General features: G+C 44.5%; 20 protein-coding genes. 9 read left to right on the top strand and 11 right to left on the bottom strand.

Annotated elements, in window-relative coordinates:
* Window positions 1–24 precede the first annotated feature (24 nt).
* Window positions 25–1,281 carry a D-alanyl-D-alanine carboxypeptidase/D-alanyl-D-alanine-endopeptidase gene (locus HMPREF2983_RS06605; RefSeq protein WP_070667454.1) on the top strand — a complete coding sequence of 419 codons (1,257 nt, stop codon included), beginning with the start codon at window positions 25–27 and terminating at the stop codon, window positions 1,279–1,281.
* A 403-nt stretch (window positions 1,282–1,684) separates the two neighbouring features.
* Window positions 1,685–4,405 carry a 3'-5' exonuclease gene (locus tag HMPREF2983_RS06610; protein ID WP_070667455.1) on the top strand — a complete coding sequence of 907 codons (2,721 nt, stop codon included), beginning with the start codon at window positions 1,685–1,687 and terminating at the stop codon, window positions 4,403–4,405.
* Between the two features lie 253 nt (window positions 4,406–4,658).
* Here the strand turns inward: HMPREF2983_RS06610 and HMPREF2983_RS06615 are convergent, their stop codons facing one another.
* The 7 genes from HMPREF2983_RS06615 to HMPREF2983_RS06645 all read right to left on the bottom strand — a co-directional run bounded on the left by HMPREF2983_RS06615 (window position 4,659) and on the right by HMPREF2983_RS06645 (window position 7,845).
* The gene (locus tag HMPREF2983_RS06615; protein WP_070667456.1) at window positions 4,659–5,477 is read right to left on the bottom strand and encodes a Cof-type HAD-IIB family hydrolase; all 819 of its coding nucleotides are present in this window, start codon (window positions 5,475–5,477) and stop codon (window positions 4,659–4,661) included.
* 91 nt (window positions 5,478–5,568) lie between these two features.
* Window positions 5,569–5,826, bottom strand: a complete 258-nt coding sequence (locus tag HMPREF2983_RS06620) for a hypothetical protein (protein WP_004372975.1) — start codon at window positions 5,824–5,826, stop codon at window positions 5,569–5,571.
* Window positions 5,827–5,888: 62 nt separating this feature from the next.
* Window positions 5,889–6,392: a GNAT family N-acetyltransferase gene (locus tag HMPREF2983_RS06625; RefSeq protein ID WP_070667457.1), complete on the bottom strand. Its 504-nt coding sequence runs from the start codon at window positions 6,390–6,392 to the stop codon at window positions 5,889–5,891.
* A 12-nt stretch (window positions 6,393–6,404) separates the two neighbouring features.
* Window positions 6,405–6,611 carry a DUF3791 domain-containing protein gene (locus tag HMPREF2983_RS06630; protein WP_070667458.1) on the bottom strand — a complete coding sequence of 69 codons (207 nt, stop codon included), beginning with the start codon at window positions 6,609–6,611 and terminating at the stop codon, window positions 6,405–6,407.
* 1 nt (window position 6,612) lies between these two features.
* Complete coding sequence (locus tag HMPREF2983_RS06635) at window positions 6,613–7,083, bottom strand: DUF3990 domain-containing protein (protein WP_070667459.1); 471 nt, start codon at window positions 7,081–7,083, stop codon at window positions 6,613–6,615.
* Complete coding sequence (locus HMPREF2983_RS06640) at window positions 7,080–7,295, bottom strand: DUF3791 domain-containing protein (RefSeq protein WP_004378224.1); 216 nt, start codon at window positions 7,293–7,295, stop codon at window positions 7,080–7,082. The genes HMPREF2983_RS06635 and HMPREF2983_RS06640 overlap by 4 nt, the downstream gene beginning before the upstream one ends.
* Window positions 7,296–7,356: 61 nt before the next feature.
* Window positions 7,357–7,845 (bottom strand): 3'-5' exonuclease, encoded by a 489-nt coding sequence (locus HMPREF2983_RS06645; RefSeq protein ID WP_070667460.1) that lies wholly within the window; start codon window positions 7,843–7,845, stop codon window positions 7,357–7,359.
* 300 nt (window positions 7,846–8,145) lie between these two features.
* Between HMPREF2983_RS06645 and HMPREF2983_RS06650 the strand changes: the two genes are divergently transcribed.
* From HMPREF2983_RS06650 to HMPREF2983_RS06675, 6 genes are read left to right on the top strand one after another with little or no spacing between them, the layout of a single operon-like run.
* Entirely contained in the window at window positions 8,146–8,832 is a 687-nt protein-coding gene (locus tag HMPREF2983_RS06650; protein WP_004372983.1) for an HmuY family protein, read from the top strand.
* A 29-nt stretch (window positions 8,833–8,861) separates the two neighbouring features.
* Window positions 8,862–11,081: a TonB-dependent receptor gene (locus HMPREF2983_RS06655; RefSeq protein WP_070667461.1), complete on the top strand. Its 2,220-nt coding sequence runs from the start codon at window positions 8,862–8,864 to the stop codon at window positions 11,079–11,081.
* 12 nt (window positions 11,082–11,093) lie between these two features.
* Window positions 11,094–15,347 carry a cobaltochelatase subunit CobN gene (locus HMPREF2983_RS06660; protein ID WP_070667470.1) on the top strand — a complete coding sequence of 1,418 codons (4,254 nt, stop codon included), beginning with the start codon at window positions 11,094–11,096 and terminating at the stop codon, window positions 15,345–15,347.
* A 13-nt stretch (window positions 15,348–15,360) separates the two neighbouring features.
* Entirely contained in the window at window positions 15,361–16,065 is a 705-nt protein-coding gene (locus HMPREF2983_RS06665) for a hypothetical protein (protein WP_070667462.1), read from the top strand.
* Window positions 16,062–16,673 (top strand): MotA/TolQ/ExbB proton channel family protein, encoded by a 612-nt coding sequence (locus HMPREF2983_RS06670; protein ID WP_070667463.1) that lies wholly within the window; start codon window positions 16,062–16,064, stop codon window positions 16,671–16,673. Before HMPREF2983_RS06665 ends, HMPREF2983_RS06670 begins: the two co-directional genes overlap by 4 nt.
* Entirely contained in the window at window positions 16,660–16,989 is a 330-nt protein-coding gene (locus HMPREF2983_RS06675; protein WP_004372993.1) for a DUF2149 domain-containing protein, read from the top strand. Before HMPREF2983_RS06670 ends, HMPREF2983_RS06675 begins: the two co-directional genes overlap by 14 nt.
* A gap of 214 nt (window positions 16,990–17,203) precedes the next feature.
* On the opposite strand, the gene HMPREF2983_RS06680 is transcribed toward HMPREF2983_RS06675, so the two are convergent.
* The 4 genes from HMPREF2983_RS06680 to nhaA all read right to left on the bottom strand — a co-directional run bounded on the left by HMPREF2983_RS06680 (window position 17,204) and on the right by nhaA (window position 22,177).
* Complete coding sequence (locus HMPREF2983_RS06680) at window positions 17,204–17,953, bottom strand: porin family protein (protein ID WP_070667464.1); 750 nt, start codon at window positions 17,951–17,953, stop codon at window positions 17,204–17,206.
* Window positions 17,954–17,956: 3 nt separating this feature from the next.
* Window positions 17,957–19,111: a PCMD domain-containing protein gene (locus tag HMPREF2983_RS06685; protein ID WP_070667465.1), complete on the bottom strand. Its 1,155-nt coding sequence runs from the start codon at window positions 19,109–19,111 to the stop codon at window positions 17,957–17,959.
* Between the two features lie 88 nt (window positions 19,112–19,199).
* Window positions 19,200–20,828, bottom strand: coding sequence for an alpha-L-fucosidase (locus HMPREF2983_RS06690; protein ID WP_070667466.1), 1,629 nt, complete (start codon window positions 20,826–20,828; stop codon window positions 19,200–19,202).
* Between the two features lie 20 nt (window positions 20,829–20,848).
* Window positions 20,849–22,177 (bottom strand): Na+/H+ antiporter NhaA, encoded by a 1,329-nt coding sequence (gene nhaA, locus HMPREF2983_RS06695; protein ID WP_070667467.1) that lies wholly within the window; start codon window positions 22,175–22,177, stop codon window positions 20,849–20,851.
* A gap of 285 nt (window positions 22,178–22,462) precedes the next feature.
* Between nhaA and HMPREF2983_RS06700 the strand changes: the two genes are divergently transcribed.
* Window positions 22,463–23,815: a TIGR00341 family protein gene (locus tag HMPREF2983_RS06700; protein WP_070667468.1), complete on the top strand. Its 1,353-nt coding sequence runs from the start codon at window positions 22,463–22,465 to the stop codon at window positions 23,813–23,815.
* Window positions 23,816–23,898 lie beyond the last annotated feature (83 nt).

The raw sequence follows: 23,898 nt of genomic DNA on the forward strand, positions 1-23,898 counted from the left end.
TTGCATGACAACAGAAACAATGAAATGAACATCAGAACTCTATTCAGCATAGCACTGTCCCTTCTCTTCTCAACGTCTGTTCTGAGCGGTTGTGGCAGCAAAGATAAGGATAACAACGATACAGACAAGGTCAAGAGTGAGGCCAACATCCCTATAGATAACGATTTACGCGAGCGACTTGACAACTTCGCCAAAGCCTCTCGACCCCCTGGGGCCTTTGGTTTTCATGTCTATGACCTCACGGCCGACAAGCCTGTTTATGGCTGCAACGAGAATAAAGTGCAGCCCTCGGCTTCGTGTATGAAGCTTTTAAGCGGTGTGGCAGGCCTGCATCTGCTCGGCACGAAATATCTCTATGCCACGTCGCTCTATACGAAAGGCACCATTGCCGACAGCACTTTCAAAGGCGACATCAGTTTTAAGGCAGGCCTTGACCCCCAACTTAACGGCCCCGATTTGGTCATGTTTGCCAAGGCTTTGCGCCGAAAAGGTGTTCAAAAGATTGACGGACGTCTCATCATCGACCTTGTGATATCCGATCCTGTGCAAAGCGAAGAGCATTGGTATCCCTGGGATTTGTCGTTCTCTAAATATGGATTGTTCTACAAAGGCGCCGATCGCATCACGAAAGAACTGAAGAATGCGCTTCGCACGGCAGGCATTTCTGTCGACGATAAGCAAGTGGTGGTGGGGCGAACGCCACGAGGTTCGCATTGCATCTTCCGCTTCTACCGTTCCATTGACCGTGTCATTCAGCGCATGATGAAGAACAGTTCCAACACGCAGGCAACTGCTTTGCTCTATACTATCGGGCATAAAGTCACCCCACATGCGTCACCTGTCAAGGCAGGAGTAGCCTACTTGCACGCTTTCGTGCGTCAAGAACTCGGCCTTCGCGACTCTTCTATCGTCATCCATGACGGCTGTGGACTCTGCACCCACAATCAGATTGCCCCCACAACGCTGACAACTGTCTTGCGCTATGCCTACAATCATAAGCCCATCTATCGCATGTTGTACGACAATCTGGCTGTAGCCGGCGTTGACGGCACATTGCGTCGCGAGCTGTCAAGCCCTGTTTTGCATGGCAAGGTGCGTGCAAAGACCGGCACGCTCTCTCATCCTTACGGCATCAGTTCATTGGCCGGTTACTGCCAAGGTGCCAACGGTCATCTGCTCGCCTTTGCCATTATGGACCATGATATGTCGGTACTTGATGCCCGCGTCTTGCAGAAAAAGCTGTGCGAAATATTAGTAAAACCCGCACAGAAAAATAGTTGAAAGTTCTCGTAATAATTGACATCGAAAATTGGTAAGCATTGTTCTGTTTTTCCGTAAAAGCCAAATTGCCTGCTCATTTCTTTCATTTTGTTTCGCAATATGCTGCATGTTGTTTTGCATTCTGCGTCAGATTATGCGGTCATCTGATGCATCTTGCAATATGATTTAACGCAGATTACACCGCATTTTGACGCATCTTGCGAGGCCTTTTGCTACAAGGTACGAAAAAAGGGAAAGCACTCTCGATACTTTCCCTACGGCAAAGATAATCAATTTTTGAGGCAAATGCAAATCTACTATCAAACATTTTTACAACTAAAAAATGTGAAAACGCCAACTCGTTCCCTCCTTTTAACCCTTCTGTTCTTTTCCTTTTCTATTTTAAAATGCTATTTTTGCAGGCATGAACAACACCTTTACTCCTGATAGTTTCCAAGCTGTCGTGATTGCATTGCAGGCAGGTTATCATCTTGTTTTGGCCTCGCCGGGTTGCGGAAAGACGCAGATATTGGCCGAACGCGTGGCACAAGCCCATGCTCATGGCGTGGATTTCGGCGACATGCTCTGTCTCACTTTCACCAATCGGGCCGCTCGTGGCATGCAGGAACGCGTGGGGCAGCGACTTCAAGTGCCAGCCGACGATTTGTTTATCGGCAATGTCCATCGTTTCTGTTCGCGTTTTTTGTTCGATGCGGGGTTTGTTCCTGCGTCTACATCAATCATTGATGACGACGATGTTTTGAGCATATTGTGCGATTTTTCGGGGGATGATGAGTCGCAGGTTGGGGTAAACTATCGGCGGAAAGGCCAATATATGGGGGCCATGCAGCTGTCGCATCTGATGTCTCAGATAGAGAATGAACATCCGCGCGACCTCCGTTTGCATCCCGATTGCCTTTCTTCTGACGACATTCATGCGCTGAAAGCTATCTGTAAGGCGCAGAATGAGCCGTTCACGGCAGCCATGATGATTGACATCTACAAGCATGCCGACACCTATCGCGATGCTTGCAGCGACCTCGGTGAGCAGCAGCTGATTTATGCTTTGCTGAAGAAGATGCAGCTTGCCCACCAATATGAGCGCTATAAGAGCGACAACCGACTGATGGATTTCGAGGATATTCTCTTGCTTTCCTATGCGCATCGCGACCAGTTGCCACGCTATCGGTGGATTCAGGTGGATGAAGTTCAGGACCTTAATCCGTTGCAATTGGCGCTCATTGATGCCTTGACTGCCAATGACGAGGGGCAGGAGGGGTGCGTGGTCTACTTGGGTGACCCGCAACAAAGCATCTTTTCGTTCATGGGAGCGAAGTCTTCTACGCTCGAATTTCTGCGTAACCGCTGTGCAGGACACATTCATTCGCTCGGTCAGAACCACCGTTCACCGAAGTATCTGCTTGACCTTTTCAACACTTATGCAGCCAAAGAATTGGGCATTTCGGCAGAACTACTGCCGTCGACAAGCTATCATCCGACGACGATAGGCAACGAACTGCAGCTCTTTCAGTCGGACACTATCGACACGGAATACCTTGATGCCGCACAGCAGGCAGTGAGATTGCAGCGCGATTTCCCTGGCGATACGACGGCAATCATCGTGAATTCCAACCGCGATGCCGACGGAGTGAGCGACGCTTTGAAGCAGTTGCGCACGTCACATTTTAAGGTTTCGGGCGAAGATCTGTTCACTTCGCCGCAGATAAAGCTGTTGTTTGCCCATTTAACCGTGATGAACAATCCTCATAATTTCATTGCCTGGGCGCGTATTTTGCAGGGCATGCAGGTGTTTCGAACGCCTACTGCCGCGCGGAGATTTGTCAGAGCGTGCAGCGACAGGGCACTTTTGCCGTCGGATTTCCTGCGCGATGACGGTCAGACTTATGTGGGAAAGTTCGTTCAGTGTTATGAAAACGAAACGATAACTATCTTTGATACCGAGACAACAGGACTTGATGTGTTTCATGACGACATCTTGCAGATTGCTGCCGTGAAGGTCAGAAATGGGGCTGTTGTGCCGGGTTCGGCGCTCTCCCTCCATTTGGAAAGCGACCGCGAAATCCCCGAAATGCTTGGTGATATCGTTAATCCTATCATCGAAGAACGCAGAAATCAAACGCTTCTTCCACGCCGGGAAGCCCTGCAACGCTTTGTGGATTATGCCCGAGGAACAGTGCTCTTGGGGCATAATGCCGACTATGACATTCACATTCTTGCCAACAACTTGCGGCGCGAGATGCCCGAAACGGCGTTGCCGAATGAGTTGAACGACTATTTCGACAGTCTGCATCTGATACGCCTTTTGCGTCCTGGATTGCGGCAATATAAATTGAAATATCTGCTTGAAGTGTTGCATTTGGAGGGCGAAAACAGCCATTTGGCCGATGCAGATGTCAATGCAACGAAGTCATTGGTGGCCTTTTGTTATGACAAGGCAAAGGAGATTGTGGGCGAACAGCAGGCATTTATCGGGCATAAACGCGTGCAGGAGCGTATCATAACGCTGCGAAACAACTATCTTCCTCACTATCGTCACACGGTGGAACGGCTGTGGAAAGAGGATGAAAAGCCTGGAGTGCTGGTTGAAGAAATGCGTCATCTCTATGCAACCTGGGTGGAAGAAAACCTCATTCAGCTTTTGCCGACGGTGGATTATATCTTCCGTTATGTGGCTTCCGACCTGCTTCGGGAGGATGAGTCCACGGCCCTTGTGATGCAGATAGGCCGACATATTCTTGAAATGAACACCTTGAAAGAGGCTGATCTCTGTGGAAGCACAACGATAGACGACAAGATTTTTGTCACAACAGTGCATAAGGCAAAGGGTCTTGAATTTGATAACGTGATTGTGTTCGACGTGATAGAAGGTCGTTATCCCAATTATTACAGCCAGCAAAATCCGGCACAAGTGGCTGAAGATGCCCGCAAATTCTATGTTGCCATGACGCGAAGTAAGAAGCGGTTAATGGTGATGCAGAGCTGTTTCCGCATTGACTTTCATGGTCTGCGCAAGCCCGTTGCACTCTCACGCTTTGTGGAAAGCATCAGAGATAGACTGAGAGTAACCCACCCCGACCCTCCCGAAGGGAGGGAGAATGAGCGTGGACAAGATAGCTGTGAATGAAGTTTATAAAGCCTCAACCTTTGCTTTCCTCATTTTGCAAGCTCAATGAACAGCGACCTTCGGTTCCCAAAGGGAGAAAAAATGAGCTTGCAAGAACGCTGTAAAAACATGAAACAAACATCTATAAGATAATGGTTTTGGTGTATTCCCTATAAAAACAGTTGCAATATGCCATTATATACTGCCTCATCTAAACATACCCGAAAATTCACTCTCCCTCCCTTGGGGAGGGTTGGGGTGGGTTTTTAGAAGCTTAGTCGTGGGCTTTCAGTACATAATCCTCCACAACTTTCCCCACACCATCATTGTCGTTGGAGAGCGTAACGACATCAGCTATCTGCTGAATGTCGTGAGGTGCGTTGGCCATGGCTACGCCTAAGCCCGCAAATTTAATCATACTTTCGTCGTTATATCCGTCACCACAGGCGATAATCTCTTCGCGATGAATGCCCAAAGTGTCGATGAGTTTGGCGAGTGATTTTGCCTTGTCAATGCCCAAGGGAACACATTCCAAGAAGTAGTCTGCCGAGCGATAAAGGTTCATTCTCCCTTCAAGCTGTGACAAGAGGCGCTGTTCGAGGGTATGGAGTGGAACAGGATTGCCCACAATAAGGCATTTGTTTATAGGATATTCCACTTGATGAAGAAAGTCATCATATTGCATCAGAGGCATCTTATTGATGTGGGCTTCCTCTTGAACATAAGGGTCTTCGGTCTTTGTCGTGGCTATACCTTCGCCTTGATAAGTAAGGATTTGCATGCCCGCTTGCATGGCTTCGCGGTAGAGAATGGGCACAAGTGCAGGGTCGAGTGTCTGTTCAAACAGCGTTTTTCCCGTCTTGCAGTCGATGATTTTGCCACCGTTGAACGCTAAGATAAACCCTCCGTAGCGAGCAAGTTCAAGTTCGTTGGCCAATGGCATGATGCCAAACGTGGGTCTTCCCGACGCCAATACTAATCTCACTCCCTGTTTTTGAGCCTCCATTAAGGCTCTCTTCGTGCGTGGAGTGATTTGTTTTTCGCTGTTAGTAAGTGTTCCGTCAAGGTCAAGTACAATTAATTCACAATTCATAATTCGTAATTCATAATAATGAAAGGGCAAGAGTTGTCATGCAATATTTAAGATTCGACACCTTAATTTTATTTTCCACTCTTTTCATTCCTCATTCTAAAGGTTCCAATCCCACCTCACTTGACATCAGCGTTACGCTGCCGTCTTCGCGCATATAGCATGGAATGCAGACGTCGCCCATGGCTTTTTCCTCAGCAAAGGCAGGATTGTTGTCGCGCAGATTGAGGAATTCTTTCATATCATGCACATCGTTACCAATATCAATCACCTTAAAATTTGGGTTGCCTTCCACCTGTTTCATCACGTGAGCACAGTAAGGACAGGACTTCATCACATACATCTTAATCATCTCTTTACCTTATTATATTTTAAAATATTGTTCTTTTCGGTTTCTCAGAATATGCTTTTGTGCTAAAAACAACGCTCAAAAGCCAGTCGCATTCCATGTGCTCCATAGTCTATTTCGCCACATGCTGTGAAACCAAGTCGATGGAGCAGTGTGCGCATCTCGCGGTTATCGTGGTTCGTATCGACTTTGATGCTGTGGATGTTCTGCTCCCGACACAGCCTTTCAACATTCTGAAAGAGTTGCCGCGCATAGCCTTTTCCACGCTCATTCATGGCTACTGCCACACGATGCACCACCATATAATCGCCCTCTGTAAGCCATTTTGCCGAGCGTTGGGCGTAAGCTGGTTCACCATTCGCTATCACAACGGCATACGCTTTCACATCGTTTCCATCGGCGAGCACATAAGCATGGCCCTGCTGAATGTCGTTGGTTATCTGTTCGCGCGAGGGATATTCCGCCGTCCATTGATGCCTTCCGTCGGCCAGCATCTTCCACCTTGCAGCGTCAATCACCGCCCAGCACGCATCAAAATCCAGTAGGTTGGCTTGTCTGAAAGTTGTCATCGGAATGCAATATCATTCGTTATCTTCAATTAAAAACTCGTCTATGAGGTATTGGTCGCTACGGCAATGCAGGTCGGCAACGCCATTCTGAATCATTTGAAAAGTCACAGAGTGATAGAATTTGTCCATTGCTTCCTCCAAAGAAATACCCAACTGTTCGGCTATTCCCTTGATAATGCGGGCATATTTCATTTGCAAAATGATTTGTTTAGCGTCCATGTTAAATCTCCTCTGCGTTGATAAATGAAAGAAACCCGTCTATTAAAGCTTGTTTCAAAAAGCAAATCTGATGGTTCGGTTTCTCAAATTGGAGTCTGTCAAGAGCTTCCTCACGGCTGATTTCATTTGCAAAAAGCAGGTCAACCGTTCGGAATATCCTGTCATTTGCGATGCCTCCTTCCACACAGTCGTAGGAAGTAACACGAAGTTGACTGCGGTTTGCTGTGATAAAGTCTAACCATTCTGCATCATAAGCAGTAAATCTCTTGATGTTTTTTAATTGCCAACCATTACGAAGTTCATAGATATTAAGATATGCCTGCTGTTTCCGGAGTTTGAAACGGTTGGCATAATTGACCGCTTGCTCACGTAAAGTTGTCACATAAAAGCCTTGTCCAAAGTCCAAAGCCACACGGGAATGGAGCGTGTCGGGATGCTCTATAATTGTGTTTGAAGCGTGATATACCCTCATGAAATCACTCCTTTCTCTTTCATATACCCTATTAAATCATCGGCAATATAGTCGCTGCTGAAGGTGTGGAGCACATTATACGCCTTGACGATATAGCCCTCAAGGATGTCACTTTCCTTAAGTTTATCGTAAACTTCGCGCTGGTTCATCTCCAATTTTGAAGCCAACAGGCCGATACAATAGGTTGCAAAATCAAGTTGGTCGTAGGTCATTGTTACCTTATATTATATAGACAAAGATACAGAGAAACTTCCGAAGTTGCAAGAAAACCGCTTATAATATCTGCAATGCAATAGCTGCGCAGGCCTCGGCATCGGCAAGTGCGTGGTGATGATTGGTCAAATCGTAGCCACAGCGGGCTGCAATGATGTCGAGATTGTGGTGGCCTTGTGGCCAAACTCGACGTGACTGGGCGAGCGTGCAATAGAAGGAATAGTCGGGATAGTCCATTTGATAGCAGCGGAAAACGGCTTTCAAACAACTCTCATCAAAGGCTTTGTTATGGGCAACGAGGGGCAAATCAACGATGAGTGGCTCCACTTTGCGCCACACTTCGGGGAAGATTGGCGCATGGTTGGTGTCTGCTTGTGTCAATCCATGCACGTGAGTGTTCCAGTAAGTATAGTAATCGGGCTCGGGATGAATAAGCGAATAGAAGCGATCGGCTATTTCCCCGTCGCGTATAACCACCAATCCTACGGAGCAAACGCTGGTCCGTTCGTTGTTGGCTGTCTCGAAATCAATGGCTGCAAAGTCTTTCATTACAATTGCAAATATAGTGAATCTTGAGGAAATATGCAAGAGGATAGACCACCTTCTCTGTTTATTTATTTTCTTGTTTTTGTAGATAGGCGATCATTTTAATTACGGGAAAATTAAATAGTAGGTTTAGATACCTTAAATTATTGTGTTTGCAAAAATCTATTCTCTTGTTTAGATGAATATATTATGCATAGCCTTTTATTAACATGAAAATACTAATTTTAAGGTATTGTTTAGTTATAGGGGTAGTATTATCTTTGTTCCCGAATAAAATACCATTAATTTTAAATTTATATATTTATGAAACTAAAATCAATTATCGCATTTGGATGCCTCGCAGTATTAACTTTTTCGTCATGCAGTAAGGATGACAATACACCTGTAAATCCTCAAAATGTCAACTCAAAACGTCTCACGCTCAATGCGTCTCCTCGTGACTCTTGGCTTTATGTGAATTTAGAAACAGGTGATACAGTCACTGCAAAAGATGTGAATGAATGGGAATATCATGAGTTCATTATAGAAAATGGGAAATATAAGAAGAAGCCGGACGGTACATTAGACTATAAGGTAATCAAGACTATTCCTGCAGGGAAACCCAATGCACCTAAGACGTGGCACTTGGCTTTCCATGTGTATGATGCTCTTATTAACAATGGGGAGGCACTTATGACCAATGAAACTGAACTTTCTAAACTGACAGAAATGCCTAAGGGAAATTATGTAGCCAATAAACAACTTTTCATTCCTGTAGACATGTCGGGCATGCAGAATGGTGTGATGGGCTATTCTAAAGGATTTTCCAATCTTGAATTGAATAAGTGGATTAGCAGCAAGGGTATGCCTCCAAAATACACGATGAGCGACAAAGTGTTCTCTGTGCGCTTCAAAGATGGAAGCTATGCTTTGATTAAGTTCAAGGATTATGCAGATAAGAAAGGTAAAAAGAAGTTGGTAGACTTTGAGTATAAGTTCGTGAAAAAATAAATAGTTTCTCTAATTAAATACTATATATAATGAAACGATTTTCATTTATATTGGTCTTATTGTTAACGGTGGCTTTAGTCACCGTTAATGCTAATGTCCCTGCTAATCCTCCTAATTATATTATCAAGGGTGTTGTCATGACAGCTAATGGAGAACCTTTAGCAGGAGCATCTATTGTGGTAGAAGGAACGAATATCAATTGCGGAAGCAATTCAAAAGGTGAATTTAGCTTGAATGTCCAGAAAGATAAGGTGTATAAGTTGCGAGTGAGTTACTTAGGCTATACTCCTCGATTAATTACGGTTCCAGCATCAGGACATCCACCGTTGAAAATAAAACTCCAGCCTTCGGAAACTGCACTCAATGAATTAGTTGTTACAGGATCACGTTATGAACGCCAATTGAAAGACGTGCCGGTTATTACACGTGTTATTTCACGTGAAGAGATAGAAACGGTCAATCCTGTAGATTTCACTACATTGTTGGAATACACTTTACCTGGTATCCAATTCTATTATAATACGATGAGTCAGGTACCTGAAATTACTTATCAAGGTATGGATGCAAAGGCTGTACTTTTTTTACTTGATGGAGAGCGCATCAGTGGAGAGAGTGGCGATAGTAATATTGATTACAGTCGGTTTAATATCAATGATATTGAGCGTATAGAAGTGGTGCGAGGCGCAGCTTCCACATTGTATGACAGTAGGGCTATCGGTGGTGTGATTAATATTATCACAAAGAAAAGTGTTCGTCCGTTTACTGCCAGTATGCATACACGCTATGCAGGTAAGAAAGGGCAGTCTTATTCGGCTTCAGCTGGAGTAAACCTTCATAGGTTTTCATCGCTTACATCTTTTGGATGGAGAAAACGCGACTCCTATCTTGTGAAAGATGAGCAAGGTAAGCAGAAAGAAATCATCAACCCTGACGGTAGTGTGACCAAAAGCAAGACAGATCCCATTGCATTCAATATTTACGGCTATTCTATTATGGATATTTCTCAGAAGTTATCCTATAATTTCACTGATCGCTTTACTGGATCAGCCAGAATTTCTTATTATACTAATAAACGTGACAAGTATGATAATGCAAGGTATTATCAGCGATATAGGGATCTTATTTTGAGCGGAAAGCTTAAATGGCAGTTTGCTGACAATCAGAATCTTGATTTATCGTATATCCGTGATAACTATATCAAGGATAATGTATATGTGGACGATGATGAACGTGTATATGGAAATGTGAACAGTACTATTCGCTTGTATTACACAGGTATGTTTGGCAAACACACTCTGAGTGGTGGTGTAGATTTGTTACGTGAGGACATGAAGCATCATTTCATGAAAGATACAGCTACGGTACACATGAAGCAGTATTCATTCTGTTTACAAGATGATTGGCAGCTTACAGATAAAATGAATGTTGTCGTTGGAGTGCGCGGAGATAAGGGGGGAAGTTATAGGCTGCATTTTACTCCTAAGGTGTCAGTATTATATCGTCCGTTGAAAACAATCACATTGCGTGCCGGCTACTCTCAAGGTTACCGCATACCGAATCTGAAAGAACTCTATCAGGAATTTAATATGGGGGGAATGGGAATCATGATGTATGGTAATAAGGATTTGAAACCGGAAGAGGGAACTCAGATTTCTGCTTCGGTTGAATATGATTATAAGGGGTTAAATCTATCTGTCTCTACCTATCATAATAGATATAAGAACAAAATTTCGTATGAATATATTTCTCCGGGAAAGTCGTGGAACATGAAATATGTAAATGCCTTGAATGTTAAGACTACCGGTGTGGAGGTTACAGCCAATTATAAACTTCCTTTTGGACTGCGTTTCTCAGGAGGATATTCTTATGTATATGACTATGATGAGCGTGATGGTTATAACATGTCATGGGTGCGTCCGCATAGTGCACGATTGAGTTCTGTCTATAAGCATCGTTTTGGCAAAACTACTGAAAGTGTAGCTTTCAATACATCATGGGTGTCAAGTATAACTCGATACGCTTATAGTAGCAGTGACAAGACCTATACCAAAACGAAATACGATCCGCGTACTTTGTGTTCACTGAACTTACGGTCGGAGCTCCCGAGAGGAATTGCAATAGGGTTGATGGTAGATAATATCTTCAATTATAGGGATAAGGCGGTGGATTCTGCTGTTCAGTTGCCTGAAAATGGTCGTACATTTGTTGCTACGGTGAGCATCAATATTGCCGATATGTTTAAACTTTAATAATCGATGGAAATGAGAAAAAAGATATTTCTCGCAATTACAGCACTGATATTGTTGGTTGCGGGTGGTATAGTCTGGCACACATGGTTCAGTGTTACGCGCATAGCTTTTGTCAACTATCAAACCATTACGCTTAGCAGGATAGCTAAAGCCAATGATAACTCCTTTATCAAAATTAAGGATGTAAGTACGGAAGAATTGTCAGAGTTAGGTCACTATGATGCTGTTTGTATTGAAGCCATGGGACTTCGACTTACTATGGAGCAGCGTGAAGAAATAGAAAAAGCTCGTAAGAAGGGGGTGCCAATTGTGTGTACAATGATCACAAACCCTGATAATGATTTCACTTCTATGGATTCAGTTACCGCCGACACACTAAAGCGTTATATTAGCAATGGCGGCTATAAGAACTATCGAAGTATGCTTAGTTATATTCGCAAATACATAGATAGGAAACTAATTTCGGCACCGGAACCTCAGCCATTGATAGAGAAGATTTACGGATTGCTCTATCATGCAGATCCAAAGCATAGTGATGCGGAAGATATTCAATTTAATAACGTTAGCGAATACCATGCTTTCTTGAAACGTAATGGTCTATGGAAATCTCAGGTTCCTGCAATATTGATTACGGGTTCAATGGGAGAACCGAGAGAGCTGATAGCTCGTTTAGAGGCTACAGGAAATATTGTCTATCCTGTTAATTCTATCAGGGAGTTTATAGGAGAACATCATGTAGATAGTGTTCATGTGGCTGCAGTTATCAATATGGCACACGGACGTATGGGTGATGACGTAGTGGAATTTCTAAAGAACAGAAATATTCTTCTTTTCTCTCCACTTAACATAAATAGAACTGTAAAGTCTTGGGAAGATGATAAAATGGGTATGAATGGTGGTTTCCTCTCTCAAAGTGTAGTGATGCCGGAAATAGATGGTGCACTACGTCCATTCGTATTGTTTGGTCATTTTCTTGGTAAAGATGGTCTAAATTATGTTGCAACAATCCCAGAGAGGCTTGATCTGTTTGTCAAGACCGTTAATAATTATATCAGCCTTGGTAAAAAGCAGAATAAAGATAAGCGTGTAGCTATTTATTATTACAAAGGCCCTGGACAAAATGCGATGATGGCAGGCGGGATGGAAGTCGGTCCTTCACTTTATAATCTTTTAGTCAAATTAAAAAATGAAGGCTATGATGTATCGGGCCTTCCCAGTTCATCAGAGAAGCTTGAAGGAATGATTCAGAAGCAAGGTGCAGTCTTTGGACTATATGCCAAGGGAGCTTTTGATACGTTTATGAAAAGAGAACGGCCGGAACTGATTACGCGCCAGCAATATGAAAGTTGGGTAAAAGCAGCATTGCAACCAAAGAAATATGCAGAGGTAGTCAAAGCTTTCGGTGAATTTCCTGGCGCATATATGAATACACCTGATGGTAAACTCGGTATAGCCCGACTTAAGTTTGGAAATGTAGTTTTGCTGCCACAGAATACTGCTGGTAAAGGGGACAACTCTTTCAAAATAGCACATGGCACAGATGCAGCACCTCCTCACACTTATATAGCCTCTTATCTATGGACACAGTTTGGATTTAAAGCAGATATACTTATTCATTTCGGAACACACGGAAGTTTGGAATTCACTCCTAAGAAACAGGTGGCATTAAGTAGTTTAGACTGGCCGGATAGACTTGTGGGAGCTACACCTCACTTCTATCTATATACCATTGGTAATGTAGGGGAGGGCTTGATAGCTAAGCGGCGTTCGTATGCGGGACTTCAGTCATATCTTACTGCGCCTTTCATGGAAAGTAATCTTAGAGGAACCTACCGTGAATTAGCAGAGAAGATTAAGATATATAACGATAAACTCGCCCACTATCGACAAGATGTAGCCAAAGCTTCGCTGGCTGTTAAGGCACTAACTATTAAATTAGGCATTCACCGTGAACTGGAACTTGATAGTATCCCAGGGAAACCATATTCGGAGAACGATATTCTCAGAATAGATAATTTTGCAGAAGAAATAGCTACTACTAAAATCAATGGTAAACTTTATACGCTGGGGGTGCCCTATGAACCTGCTCGTATTACAAGTAGCGTCTATGCGATGTCTACTGATCCTATAGCCTATTCGCTTTATGCTATAGACAAAGCTTTAGGGCGTGCAGATAATACGATAGCTAAACATAATGTACGCTTTACACAACGCTATCTTACACCCGCAAAGGCATTAGTAGGCAAGTTGCTTACCAACCCTGCTTATGCAACAGATGGCATAGTGTGCGCTACTGCACATATTACTCCTCAACAGTTATCTAAAGCGCGTCTTGTCCATAAGGAAATTACAGCGCCTAAAGATATGATGGCCATGATGATGGGGGGAATGTCAAAAGGTAAGTCGTCAATGAAGAGTATGCCTGACATGGTGAAAGGCAATATGTCTAAGTCTATGGGGAAAAGGCCTGGCATGAAAGACAGAATGTCAAATGTGAAAGACGGGAACTCCAAGAATATGGGCAGAATGCCAAAGATGATGAAGGGAGGAATGCCTCAGAAGCCTTCATACAACAAACGCGATAAAGATTTTGCTTTTGCAGTTGTTGAATTAGAACGCACTATCCGTAATGTTTCACTGTATAAGAAGAACCTGTTGAGCAGTCCTCAGATGGAACTGAATAGCTTAATTAACGCTATGAATGGTGGATATACTGCTCCTTCGCCCGGTGGTGATCCCATTGCTAATCCCAACACCCTCCCTACTGGACGTAATTTATATGGTATCAATGCAGAAGCTACCCCCAGCGAGTCAGCTTGGGAAAAAGGGAAAGACTTAGCAGAGAATACCATAGAAATCTATAAACGCCGCCACCATGACAGCATTCCGCGTAAAGTTAGTTATACGCTGTGGAGTGGTGAGTTCATCGAAACAGAGGGAGCAACCATTGCTCAAGTGTTATATATGCTTGGTGTGGAGCCTATTAGAGATAGTTTTGGGCGTGTGAGCGACCTTAAGCTTATCCCTTCTGCTGAGCTTGGACGTCCCAGAATTGATGTTGTTGTGCAGACCTCAGGACAGTTACGTGACCTTGCTGCCTCACGCTTATTTCTCATCAATCGTGCCGTTGAAATGGCTGCAGCTGCTAAAGACGATAAGTTTGAAAATCAAGTGAGCGAAGGTGTAAAGGAAACCGAACGTGTCTTGACTGATAAGGGCGTATCGCCTAAAGAGGCAAGAGAACTTGCTTCAAGGCGTGTGTTCGGTGGAATGAATGGAAACTATGGCACAGGTATACAGGCAATGGTTATGAGCAGTGACCGATGGGAGAAGCGATCAGAAATTGCTGATACATATTTGAATAATATGGGAGCTTTCTATGGCGACACAAAACATTGGGAACAATTCAAAGAATATGCCTTTGAAGCTGCCCTTACACGGACAGATGTTGTCGTACAACCACGCCAGAGCAATACCTGGGGTGCATTAAGTCTTGATCATGTTTATGAGTTTATGGGTGGGCTTAATCTTGCTGTGCGCAAGGTAACGGGCAAGGAACCCGATGCTTATTTGAGCGACTATCGCAACAGACAGAACATGAAAATGCAAGAAGTGAAAGAAGCCATAGGCATAGAAAGTCGTACGACTATCTTCAATCCTACTTATATCAAGGAGCATATGAAAGGTGGAGCCAGTTCTGCCGATGGATTTGCAGCTATCGTACAAAACACTTTTGGCTGGGAAGTGATGAAACCTGCTGCTATTGACAATGAATTATGGAATGAAATCTATAATGTATATATCAAAGATAAGTTCAACCTTGGTATCAATAAGTTCTTCGAAGAAAAGAATCCTGCTGCCATTGAAGAAATTACTGCCGTTATGCTTGAAAGTGCCCGAAAGGGCATGTGGAAAGCTTCACATCAGCAAGTGGAAGCTTTGGCAAAACGACACGTGGAACTTGTGAATAAATACAAACCTTCTTGTTCAGGATTTGTTTGCGACAATGCGAAGCTAAGACAGTTTATTGTTGACAATAACGCAGATAAACAGGCAAATGAAAGCTATGCAAAGCATATAGAGAAGATACGTGAAAGTGGCCTTGGCGACAAAAAGGGTATTAAAATGCAGAAAGAGACACTTTCCGATACTACTACTGAGAAGCATATATTAAGCAACTTGTTTGTTGTTGCAGCAGCATTTGCCATTATTGTCACACTCATATGGATTGTGCGTCGTAATCGCAAGTTGCGTAACATGAAATAATTATCTGCACGAGATGACAACAGTAGTTCTCATATTGATGATATTGGTTTGCTTCAATTTCCTGTTGAAGCAAACCTTTGTCACCCGCAACGTTCTTGCCATTACAACTCTTGTACTTGGTATTTTCGCAGCCTTGATGTGGCAGGTAGCTATAGAACAGTCCAAAACGCAAATCATTGACTGGTTGCACGATACAGCCCTCATGCGTAATATTGCTGCCATATTAAGCGTAGATGTGGTGGTACAGCTTACGTTCTGTATTTTCACTGTCCGTAGTGCAGGCAGTCGAGGCAATACACTTCGAAGTCGTATCATAGCAAAGGGACTCTTGTTTTATCCGGGATTCATCATTTTCCCCGTTGTTTTCGCATTGCTTGTACAACTCATTTTCCTGACTCCCGGAGTTTCTTTTACGCTTGTTTCCACTTCATTGGGCGTGGTAATTCTCTTTGCCGTACCGCTTGGTAGAATGGCATTGCGCACCATTTTGCCCGAGTCCGACTTGCGTTTAGAAATACTTTTCCTCTCCAATGTTCTTGTCGCTCTTGTCGGTATAGTGGCAACAGTCAATGGAGAGACTCAAAATGCTCCTGTCAACACTGTTGATACAGCCTCGCTTATAGGTTTTGTCGTCTTGCTGTTCATAGGAGGTGTCATCGGTTTTATGTGGAACAGATGGCAAGAAAAAATGTTTAATAAAAAAGAATATAACAAATGACTTATATATCAGATTTCTTGTTTTGGATTTCAACAGGCTTACTCGTTCCTGTCATTATCCTACTTCTTGTGCTTTTTGGCAGGGCACTCCTACTGCTCGGTACATTCTTTGGACAGTATATGAACATGAGGAAACTGCATGGTACTGTTATTTCAGAAATGGAAAATCTCACGGTTGATAATGTAAGTTCGCTCAGTATGCGCTTACCGGTTCAGACTTCTTCACTCTTGTTATCATACATACATCGTATGCTCAACGCTCAAGGAAGTCATGCCCAAATCAACCGTTTGCTGTCGCAATACGAAATCGCTGCTGACAAAGAGATGGGTATTTCAAAGACTTTATCCAAGTTAGGCCCGGTGTTAGGACTCATGGGTACGCTTATACCGATGGGCCCGGCCTTAGTAGGACTGTCTACAGGAGATATTGCTTCCATGGCTTATAACATGCAGGTAGCATTTGCTACGACCGTTGTCGGACTCTTTTCAGGTGCAGTGGGTGTCGTGACATTACAGGTAAAGAAACGGTGGCATATGCAGGAACTCACTCAACTTGAGTTTCTCGCAGAGTTATTAACTTCTGAAAATCCAGTGCATGAGACGGCGTAGACTACTCTCCCAAGATAGTGATTTCGACCCGATGAGCGTGGTTGGAAATCTCTTTGACATTGCCATGGTCTTCGCTGTAGCACTGATGGTGGCACTTGTCACACGCTATAATATGACCGAAATGTTTAGTACTGAAGACTTCACAATGGTGAAGAACCCAGGTAAGGAAAACATGGAGATTGTCAGTAAGAAAGGACAAAAGATTGAACGTTATACGCCTTCGCACAATCAAGACAATAGTAATGGTGCCAAAGGAAGGAAAGTAGGAATAGCTTATGAACTTGAGAACGGTGAAATTATCTATGTGCCTGAATGAAGTGTAAGTACATGAAGCGGAATATTGCAGTACGTTCCAATACAAGAGTGTAAGTTCTATATGTCCATTTCTTTATTGTTTTCAAATGCAAAGAAAAGGAAAATAGGGCTTACACTCCTTTCATGAGAGGACTTCTTTTTCCAAGAAATCCTGCACAATTTAATGTCGCCGGCAAGATGATATGGGCTGCCTGTCCTCCGAAAGACGGTTTTCCTTACAGGTTATATGTTGCGCCAACCGTCGCAAATATAGGATAGAGGGTTTGCTCTATGGTCTTGAAACTGCTGTGGTGGATGCCGTTCAAGCCCCAGTTCAGGTCGAGATAACCACCCCATTTTTCGCAGAGTGTCCAGTCACAACCCACGGTAAGCCCCACTTGCAGACGGCGCATGTGGTTGCTGAAGTCGTAATCTCCACGCTGACCTGGTTCTTCTCCGATGTTGATTTTGGCCCCGGTAGGTCCTCCCACGCGTAGATATCCACCGTGAGCATAGCCTTCAAACTGGCGCGAGAGCACGTAAGAAGCATACATTCCGGCTTTCAATCGCACATCATCGCCTACATGAAAGGCAGCCATTACAGGCACCGTGAACATCCATTCGTTTACTTTCGTCTTCACATCGCCTGTAAATTGGCCTTCAAGATGCTGCGTTCCCTGCTCAATGGCCATGTGATAGTTCTTCACACGAGCGTCAACCTGCATGCCTTTATTCTCCAAACGAAGTCCCAACATGACGCCCATGAGCGGCGAAATACGGCGTTCGGCATCAATTCCAAACTGAAAATTCGGCATCAGGGTATAACTGTTCATGTGTCGGATAGTGCGGGGAAGCCCCACAGGTGCCGTTCCTCCGAGTGAATATCCTACTCTTGCAGTCAGCGAGATGCTGTCCCCGAGAATGCTTTGTGCGTTTGCCGAGAGGCTGATGAGCATTGCGGCAAAGGCTATCATGACTTTTTTCATACGCTATTTCTTTTCCTTTTCACAGATAATTCTTACTTTGTCAATACACAATGTCGAGCCGATGGCACCGATAAAGCGGTCGCCTTGCTTGCTCGAAGAGAACACAAGCGCTAAGCTGTAGCCGTTCTGTTCAAGCACGTCGAGATCGATATCAGTCAGGTATTTGAATTTGATTTCGAATTCTGTCCAGTCTTCTTTTGGCGCCACATAGTCCATGTCGGCCATTGCAACGATAAGATTGCTGGTCTTGATGTTGCTTCCATCAAGCACAACTTTCTGGCCGCTGTCGTCATGGTTGCGATAGAATACGGCATAAATGGCGGCACTGTCTTTGACATCTTCAAGTACTTTAGAAGCTCGATCGGTCACAGTTTTTGCAGGAGTGTACTTGTAATATCCCGTAACCGTAAGGGGCTTGCGGTTGAACGGATGCCCGAATTGCGTGGCTTTCAAGGCATCTGCGAGTGCATTTCTCAAGTCGAAAGTACCATAGAAAAGGTTACCTGCAGCAATAGGCATCTTTACCAACTTGCCTAAGCTACCCGTACTGCGTGTTGTCAGCTGTACAGCTTTGCCGTCAAATCCGTCAATCGGTATGGCTGGATCGGCTTCGGCAGGTTGATCCCAGGCCGACAATGAGAAGCCGGCATTGCCCGATCCCCACACATCCTGCATGCCCTCACCGTCTTTTTCCTGCCATTTGTAGAAGTCGGCAAGGCCGGTGAGGTTGGCTTTCACATAGTGTTCGAAGTCAAACTTGACGGTATCGCCCACCATGACTGAAGCTTTTTTAAAGCTGACGCGATAGACACGGCTGTAGTTCCCGTCTTGAGAAGTGACGGTATAAACGACAGGCCCCTTGCTGAAATCATGCTCCGAGCCGTTTGCCGGACTGATTGTTGCCCCCTCAGTGAGCTTGAACTGTGGCGCAAAGTTCGTGACAGTGGCCTTTCGCTTGATTTGAAAAATGAGGTCAGTCGTTGTTGATGGCACCTGCAGAAGCGTGTCTGAAAGGTTGTTGAACACCTCTTTTGCATTGCTTACACTGACAAAAGCCTCTTCAATATCGCACTCCGCATTCGGTGCTTCGTCTCTGAAACATGAGGTGAAAGTGGCACAAAGTGCGGCCACTGCCACCATTTTGAAATATATCTTCATCTCCTTTATGAGCTTAAAAACGGTACAAAATTACGAAAAAAAAGAGAAAATGAAGCACTTGATACATTATTTTACATCGCCATTACACTCATTCAATCTTCATGACCAATGCAATGCGGTTGGGCAAAGCATGGGGAAGGGTGATAGAAAGCCCTTGTTTTGACGACTTGAAAGCTACTTTCCCATAGCCCAACAGCGTGACACGGTGTGCCTTTAGCAGGGCTTTCAGTTTCACGGTAGCACCTGCCTGCGGCACATCTAACGTCGTTGCATAGATGGTTTTGCCTTTAGTGACATAGCGAATGTCTGTCGAAGTATATTTCACTTTGCCCTCATTGAAGCCCTGTTCCGCTATCGGATTGACCGCTTCTGCAGACGGCCCTTCACCAAACTGATACCAAGGACGCGTGCCATAGATGCTTTCTCCGTTCACATTCAGCCATGCACCAATCTCTCGAACGACTTTATATTCGAGTGAATCTATCGTGCCGTCGGCTCTTACCGGAATGCTCAACAGCAGGTTTCCATTCTTGCTTACCACATCAACGAGCGTTTGGATAACCTCTTTTGCAGTTTTATAAGTGCCGTCATAAAAGCGCCGTTTGTCGTAATGCCATGACCCGATGCAAGTGCAGGTCTGCCAAGGCAGGGGCTGAATTCTATCGGGTGCGCCGCGTTCCACATCCCAAACGATAGCTTTCTTGTGCCAGTCTTTCAGCACTTTTCCCGTTACAACCATTTTGTTTCGACCGTTGTTTTCGGCCATACTCTTGTTATAGAGGTGGGCAGTGAGCTGCAATCCCGCATCAGAGAAAGGGTAGAGGGGCAGCACTGTGTCGTCAAAATAAACCACAGAAGGGTCATATTTGTTAATTAAATCCATGGTTCGGTTGTAGAACCTGTTGCAATAAGCCTGGTCGGGAACGGTCACTTGCGCCGGATCCCAGTCCCATTCGCCACTGTTTTTGCTGAGTTCGTGGCGCTGTTCATAGAGGTCTTGCGGGTCAAGTCCGTCCCACCAAGTGCCCTTTCCGTCGGCTTTGGTCAAGTTTCCATCATATTTTTGTCCTTTGAAAGTGCCCGTCTTGTCTGCTCCTTTACTTGTTTCATACCAGGTCCAAGCGTGTGCAGCGTGCACACTCAGCCCCAAAGGAAGTCCCAATTCTTTGCAGGCTGCAGCCCAACCTGCTATGAGATTTTTCTTCGGGCCGATGCTTGTTGCGTTCCAAGGCTGGTACTTACTGTCCCAAAGATCAAAGTTATCGTGGTGGTTGGCGAGTGCAAAGAAATACTTTGCACCGCATTCTTGATAGAGTTTTACAAGCTTTTCGGGGTTCCAGTTCTCGGCTTTCCACTCGTGAATCCAGTCTTTAAAGCCGAAATCCTTTTGCGGATTGCGTGCCTCTTTGCTAAAGGTGTAGGCATCAGAGCTTTGTTCATACATTCTGCGTGCAAACCAATCACCGTATTCGGGCTGGCATTGTGGCCCCCAATGTGCCCAGATACCGAACTTGGCATCACGGAACCAAGTGGGGCATTCATAGTCGGAGAGCGACTCCCAAGTGGGTTTATACTTGCCTTTCTGAATGGGCTCGTGCGATGTGTCCACTTTAACGGTCACGGCCTTTGCTGCTTCCTGCGCACTGTTATAGCTATTCTGGGCTGCCAAGGCAAATGGCAATGCCAGCGCAGTGATAAGGAGTGATGTTCTTTTCATATTGGTTATAGATTGATTTTTTATGATTTCGGATTCTTTTTCAATAGCAAATAGCCGGCAATACCACCTATGATAGATGCTGCAAAGATACCAACTTTCGACTGAATAACGCTCTCCGGCGAGTTAAAAGCAAGCATAGTGACAAACATTGACATGGTAAATCCAATCGAAGCAAGAAAGCCCAAGCCGATAATAATGCGCCATGTCATGGAGTGAGAACGGCGTCCAAACCCCAGTTTTTCCATCATCCAAACGGCAAAAGCAATGCCAATGGGCTTGCCAAGCAGCAGACCTGCCATGACACCGAGCGCCACATGATTGGCTCTAAGCGTACTGAAATCCATGTCGACAAACGACACTCCTGCATTCGAAAGGGCGAAAATGGGCATGACAACAAACGAAACAAACGGATGAAGTGCATGCTCCAAACGCTGTAAAGGAGGTGTTGCCTGCATGGAATCAGCCTTCACTCGCGCCAGAATATCCAACTGTTCGGGCTCCAAAGTGCGCACATCATTGGGTTCGGCTTGCTCGAACTGACGCGTCAGTTTGTGTATTCTCGCGATGAATGTTGCCTCAGAAATGCGCGAGTCTGCAGGTATAACCATGGCAGCAAGTACGGCAGAAATGGTGGCATGTATACCTGAAGTGAGGAAGGAAAGCCATACACCTCCGATGCCGATAAGCCCGTAAAACCACACGTTTTTGATGCCCAATCGGTTGCCGGCAAACATGATTCCGAGGAACAGGATGCCTAAGGCAAGACTCGAAAACGAGATGTTCGAGGTATAGAAAAGGGCTATCACAACCACAGAACCAAGGTCATCAACAATGGCAAGCGTAGTGAGAAACACTTTTGCCGACACTGGAATGCGGTCGCCCACCATATATAATACGGCCAAAGCAAAGGCAATATCCGTGGCCATGGGTATTCCCCAGCCATGAGAAAAGGGCGTTCCAAGATTGAAAAGCAGATAAATCAATGCGGGAACAAGCATGCCGAAGACGGCCGCAGCAACAGGAAGTGTGACCTTACGGAGGTCGCGAAGCTCGCCACCTATAAACTCTCTCTTCAGTTCCAAGCCCACAACGAAGAAGAACATCGACATGAGTCCGTCGTTAATCCAATGGGCAACACTGAAGTTGAGCACAGATTTTCCATCTACGATAAAACCGAAATGATGCTCTAAGAAATGGAGATAATCACTGCGTAAGGGTGAGTTGGCCAGCAGAAGTGCAAGCACAACGAAGACGGCAAGCACTATTCCGCTCGACTTTTCGCGTTGTGTGAATTGCAAAATCGGTAAGAGTAAGCGGTGTTCTATCTGCTTCTGATAACGTTTTCTCATTGTTTCTGTCGGTTATTTCCTGTCTATATATATGAAAAATGAAATGGGGGTGCTTCAAAACTGCGCTGCCTTGCGCATGCCTTTCGCTTTGCAAAGATAAACGAAAAAGTTGAAAATGCGCCTATTTCCCCCTTAGCTTTCGCTGATTTGGCTTGAGATGAAGAAAGCGGTAATGGAGAACTAATATAACAGCAAGCGTTAAATTACTTTAACGTAAGGCAAATGGCTTAGGTATAAAGGGCAATATGCAAACTCTTTTGTAATTTTGCAGCAAAACAAATAAATATGGAAAGCAATGAAAAATCGCTATGGCAGGTGATTAAAGGGTATTTCAACGCACTGCCAGATAAGGAGAACGAGGAGGAAACTATACAGCAAATTAGCAGTGGAGTAGCCTTTCATGGCTCCAATTTATGGGTCTTAGTGTTTGCTGTTTTCATAGCATCTTTAGGGCTAAATGTCAATTCTACAGCAGTCATTATCGGTGCAATGCTCATCTCTCCACTCATGGGACCCATCATTGGTATGGGGCTTGGTGTGGGTATAAATGACCTGGTCTTGCTGAAAAGATCAATTAAAAATTACCTTGTTGCGACAGGAATCAGCGTTTTAACAGCCACGCTTTACTTTCTTATTACACCTTTGAACGAGGCTCAGTCAGAGCTTTTGGCGCGTACTTCGCCCACGCTTTACGATGTTCTCATCGCTCTTTGCGGTGGTGCTGCAGGCATTTTGGCTCTCTCTACAAAGGGAAAGGGCAATGTTATCCCTGGCGTTGCTATTGCTACAGCTTTAATGCCGCCCCTATGTACAGCTGGATATGGACTTGCCATGGGCGAATCGAGTTTCTTTTTTGGAGCATTCTACCTCTTTTTTATCAATACGGTGTTTATTGCTTTGGCAACTTTCATTGGTGTTCGAATGCTTCGCTTCAAGCAAAGAAGATTCATAGACGATGCACGTTTGCGGAAGATGAAGCAATATATCATAGGAATCGTGGTGCTAACCATGCTTCCGGCAGCCTATATGACTCTGCAAATTATTCGACAAAGTGTGATAGAAAATAATGTAAGAAGATTTGTACGTACTGAACTTTCTTTCAAAGGCACAAGGATTATCTCACAAGACTATGACACAAAGGGCAAGGTGTTGAATGTTTTTGCCGTGGGAAAAACTATCTCAAAGAAGGAAATCTGCGAGGCAGAGAAGATGTTGGAAGCCTACAATTTAGCAGACTATAAACTGCATGTGATACAGGGTTCGCAGTCGGATAGCCTGTTCATGGCCAACCAAATGCTTGGAACGGGAACAACAAGTGAACAGGTTAGTAAGCAGAAGCTCATAGAACAGTCAGCTCAAATCAATGACCTTGAGCAGAAACTTGAGAAGTTTACACGCTACACTGAACTGACAAAAGATGTTCGAGAAGAATTAAAATCTATATATCCAACAGCCAAACTCGTTGCGATTGCTCAGATTCCAGAAACCAAAACAGATACTGTTGTTACGAAAAGCCACGTTATGGCTGTTGTTAGTTGCCTACGCCCACTCAACAATCCTGATAGAGAACGATTGCAAAGTTGGCTGAAATCAAGAACTAAATCCGATAGTTTGAAGCTTATTGTGACGCAGAATTAAGAGTAAGAGGGGCGGAAAAGTTGATTTTCCTTGTAAACTTTTATCCCCTTTTTTAACACTTGGTAGTTTCAACTACCAAATGC

The sequence above is a fragment of the Prevotella sp. HMSC077E09 genome (genome assembly GCF_001814685.1).
Lineage (GTDB): Bacteria > Bacteroidota > Bacteroidia > Bacteroidales > Bacteroidaceae > Prevotella > Prevotella oris.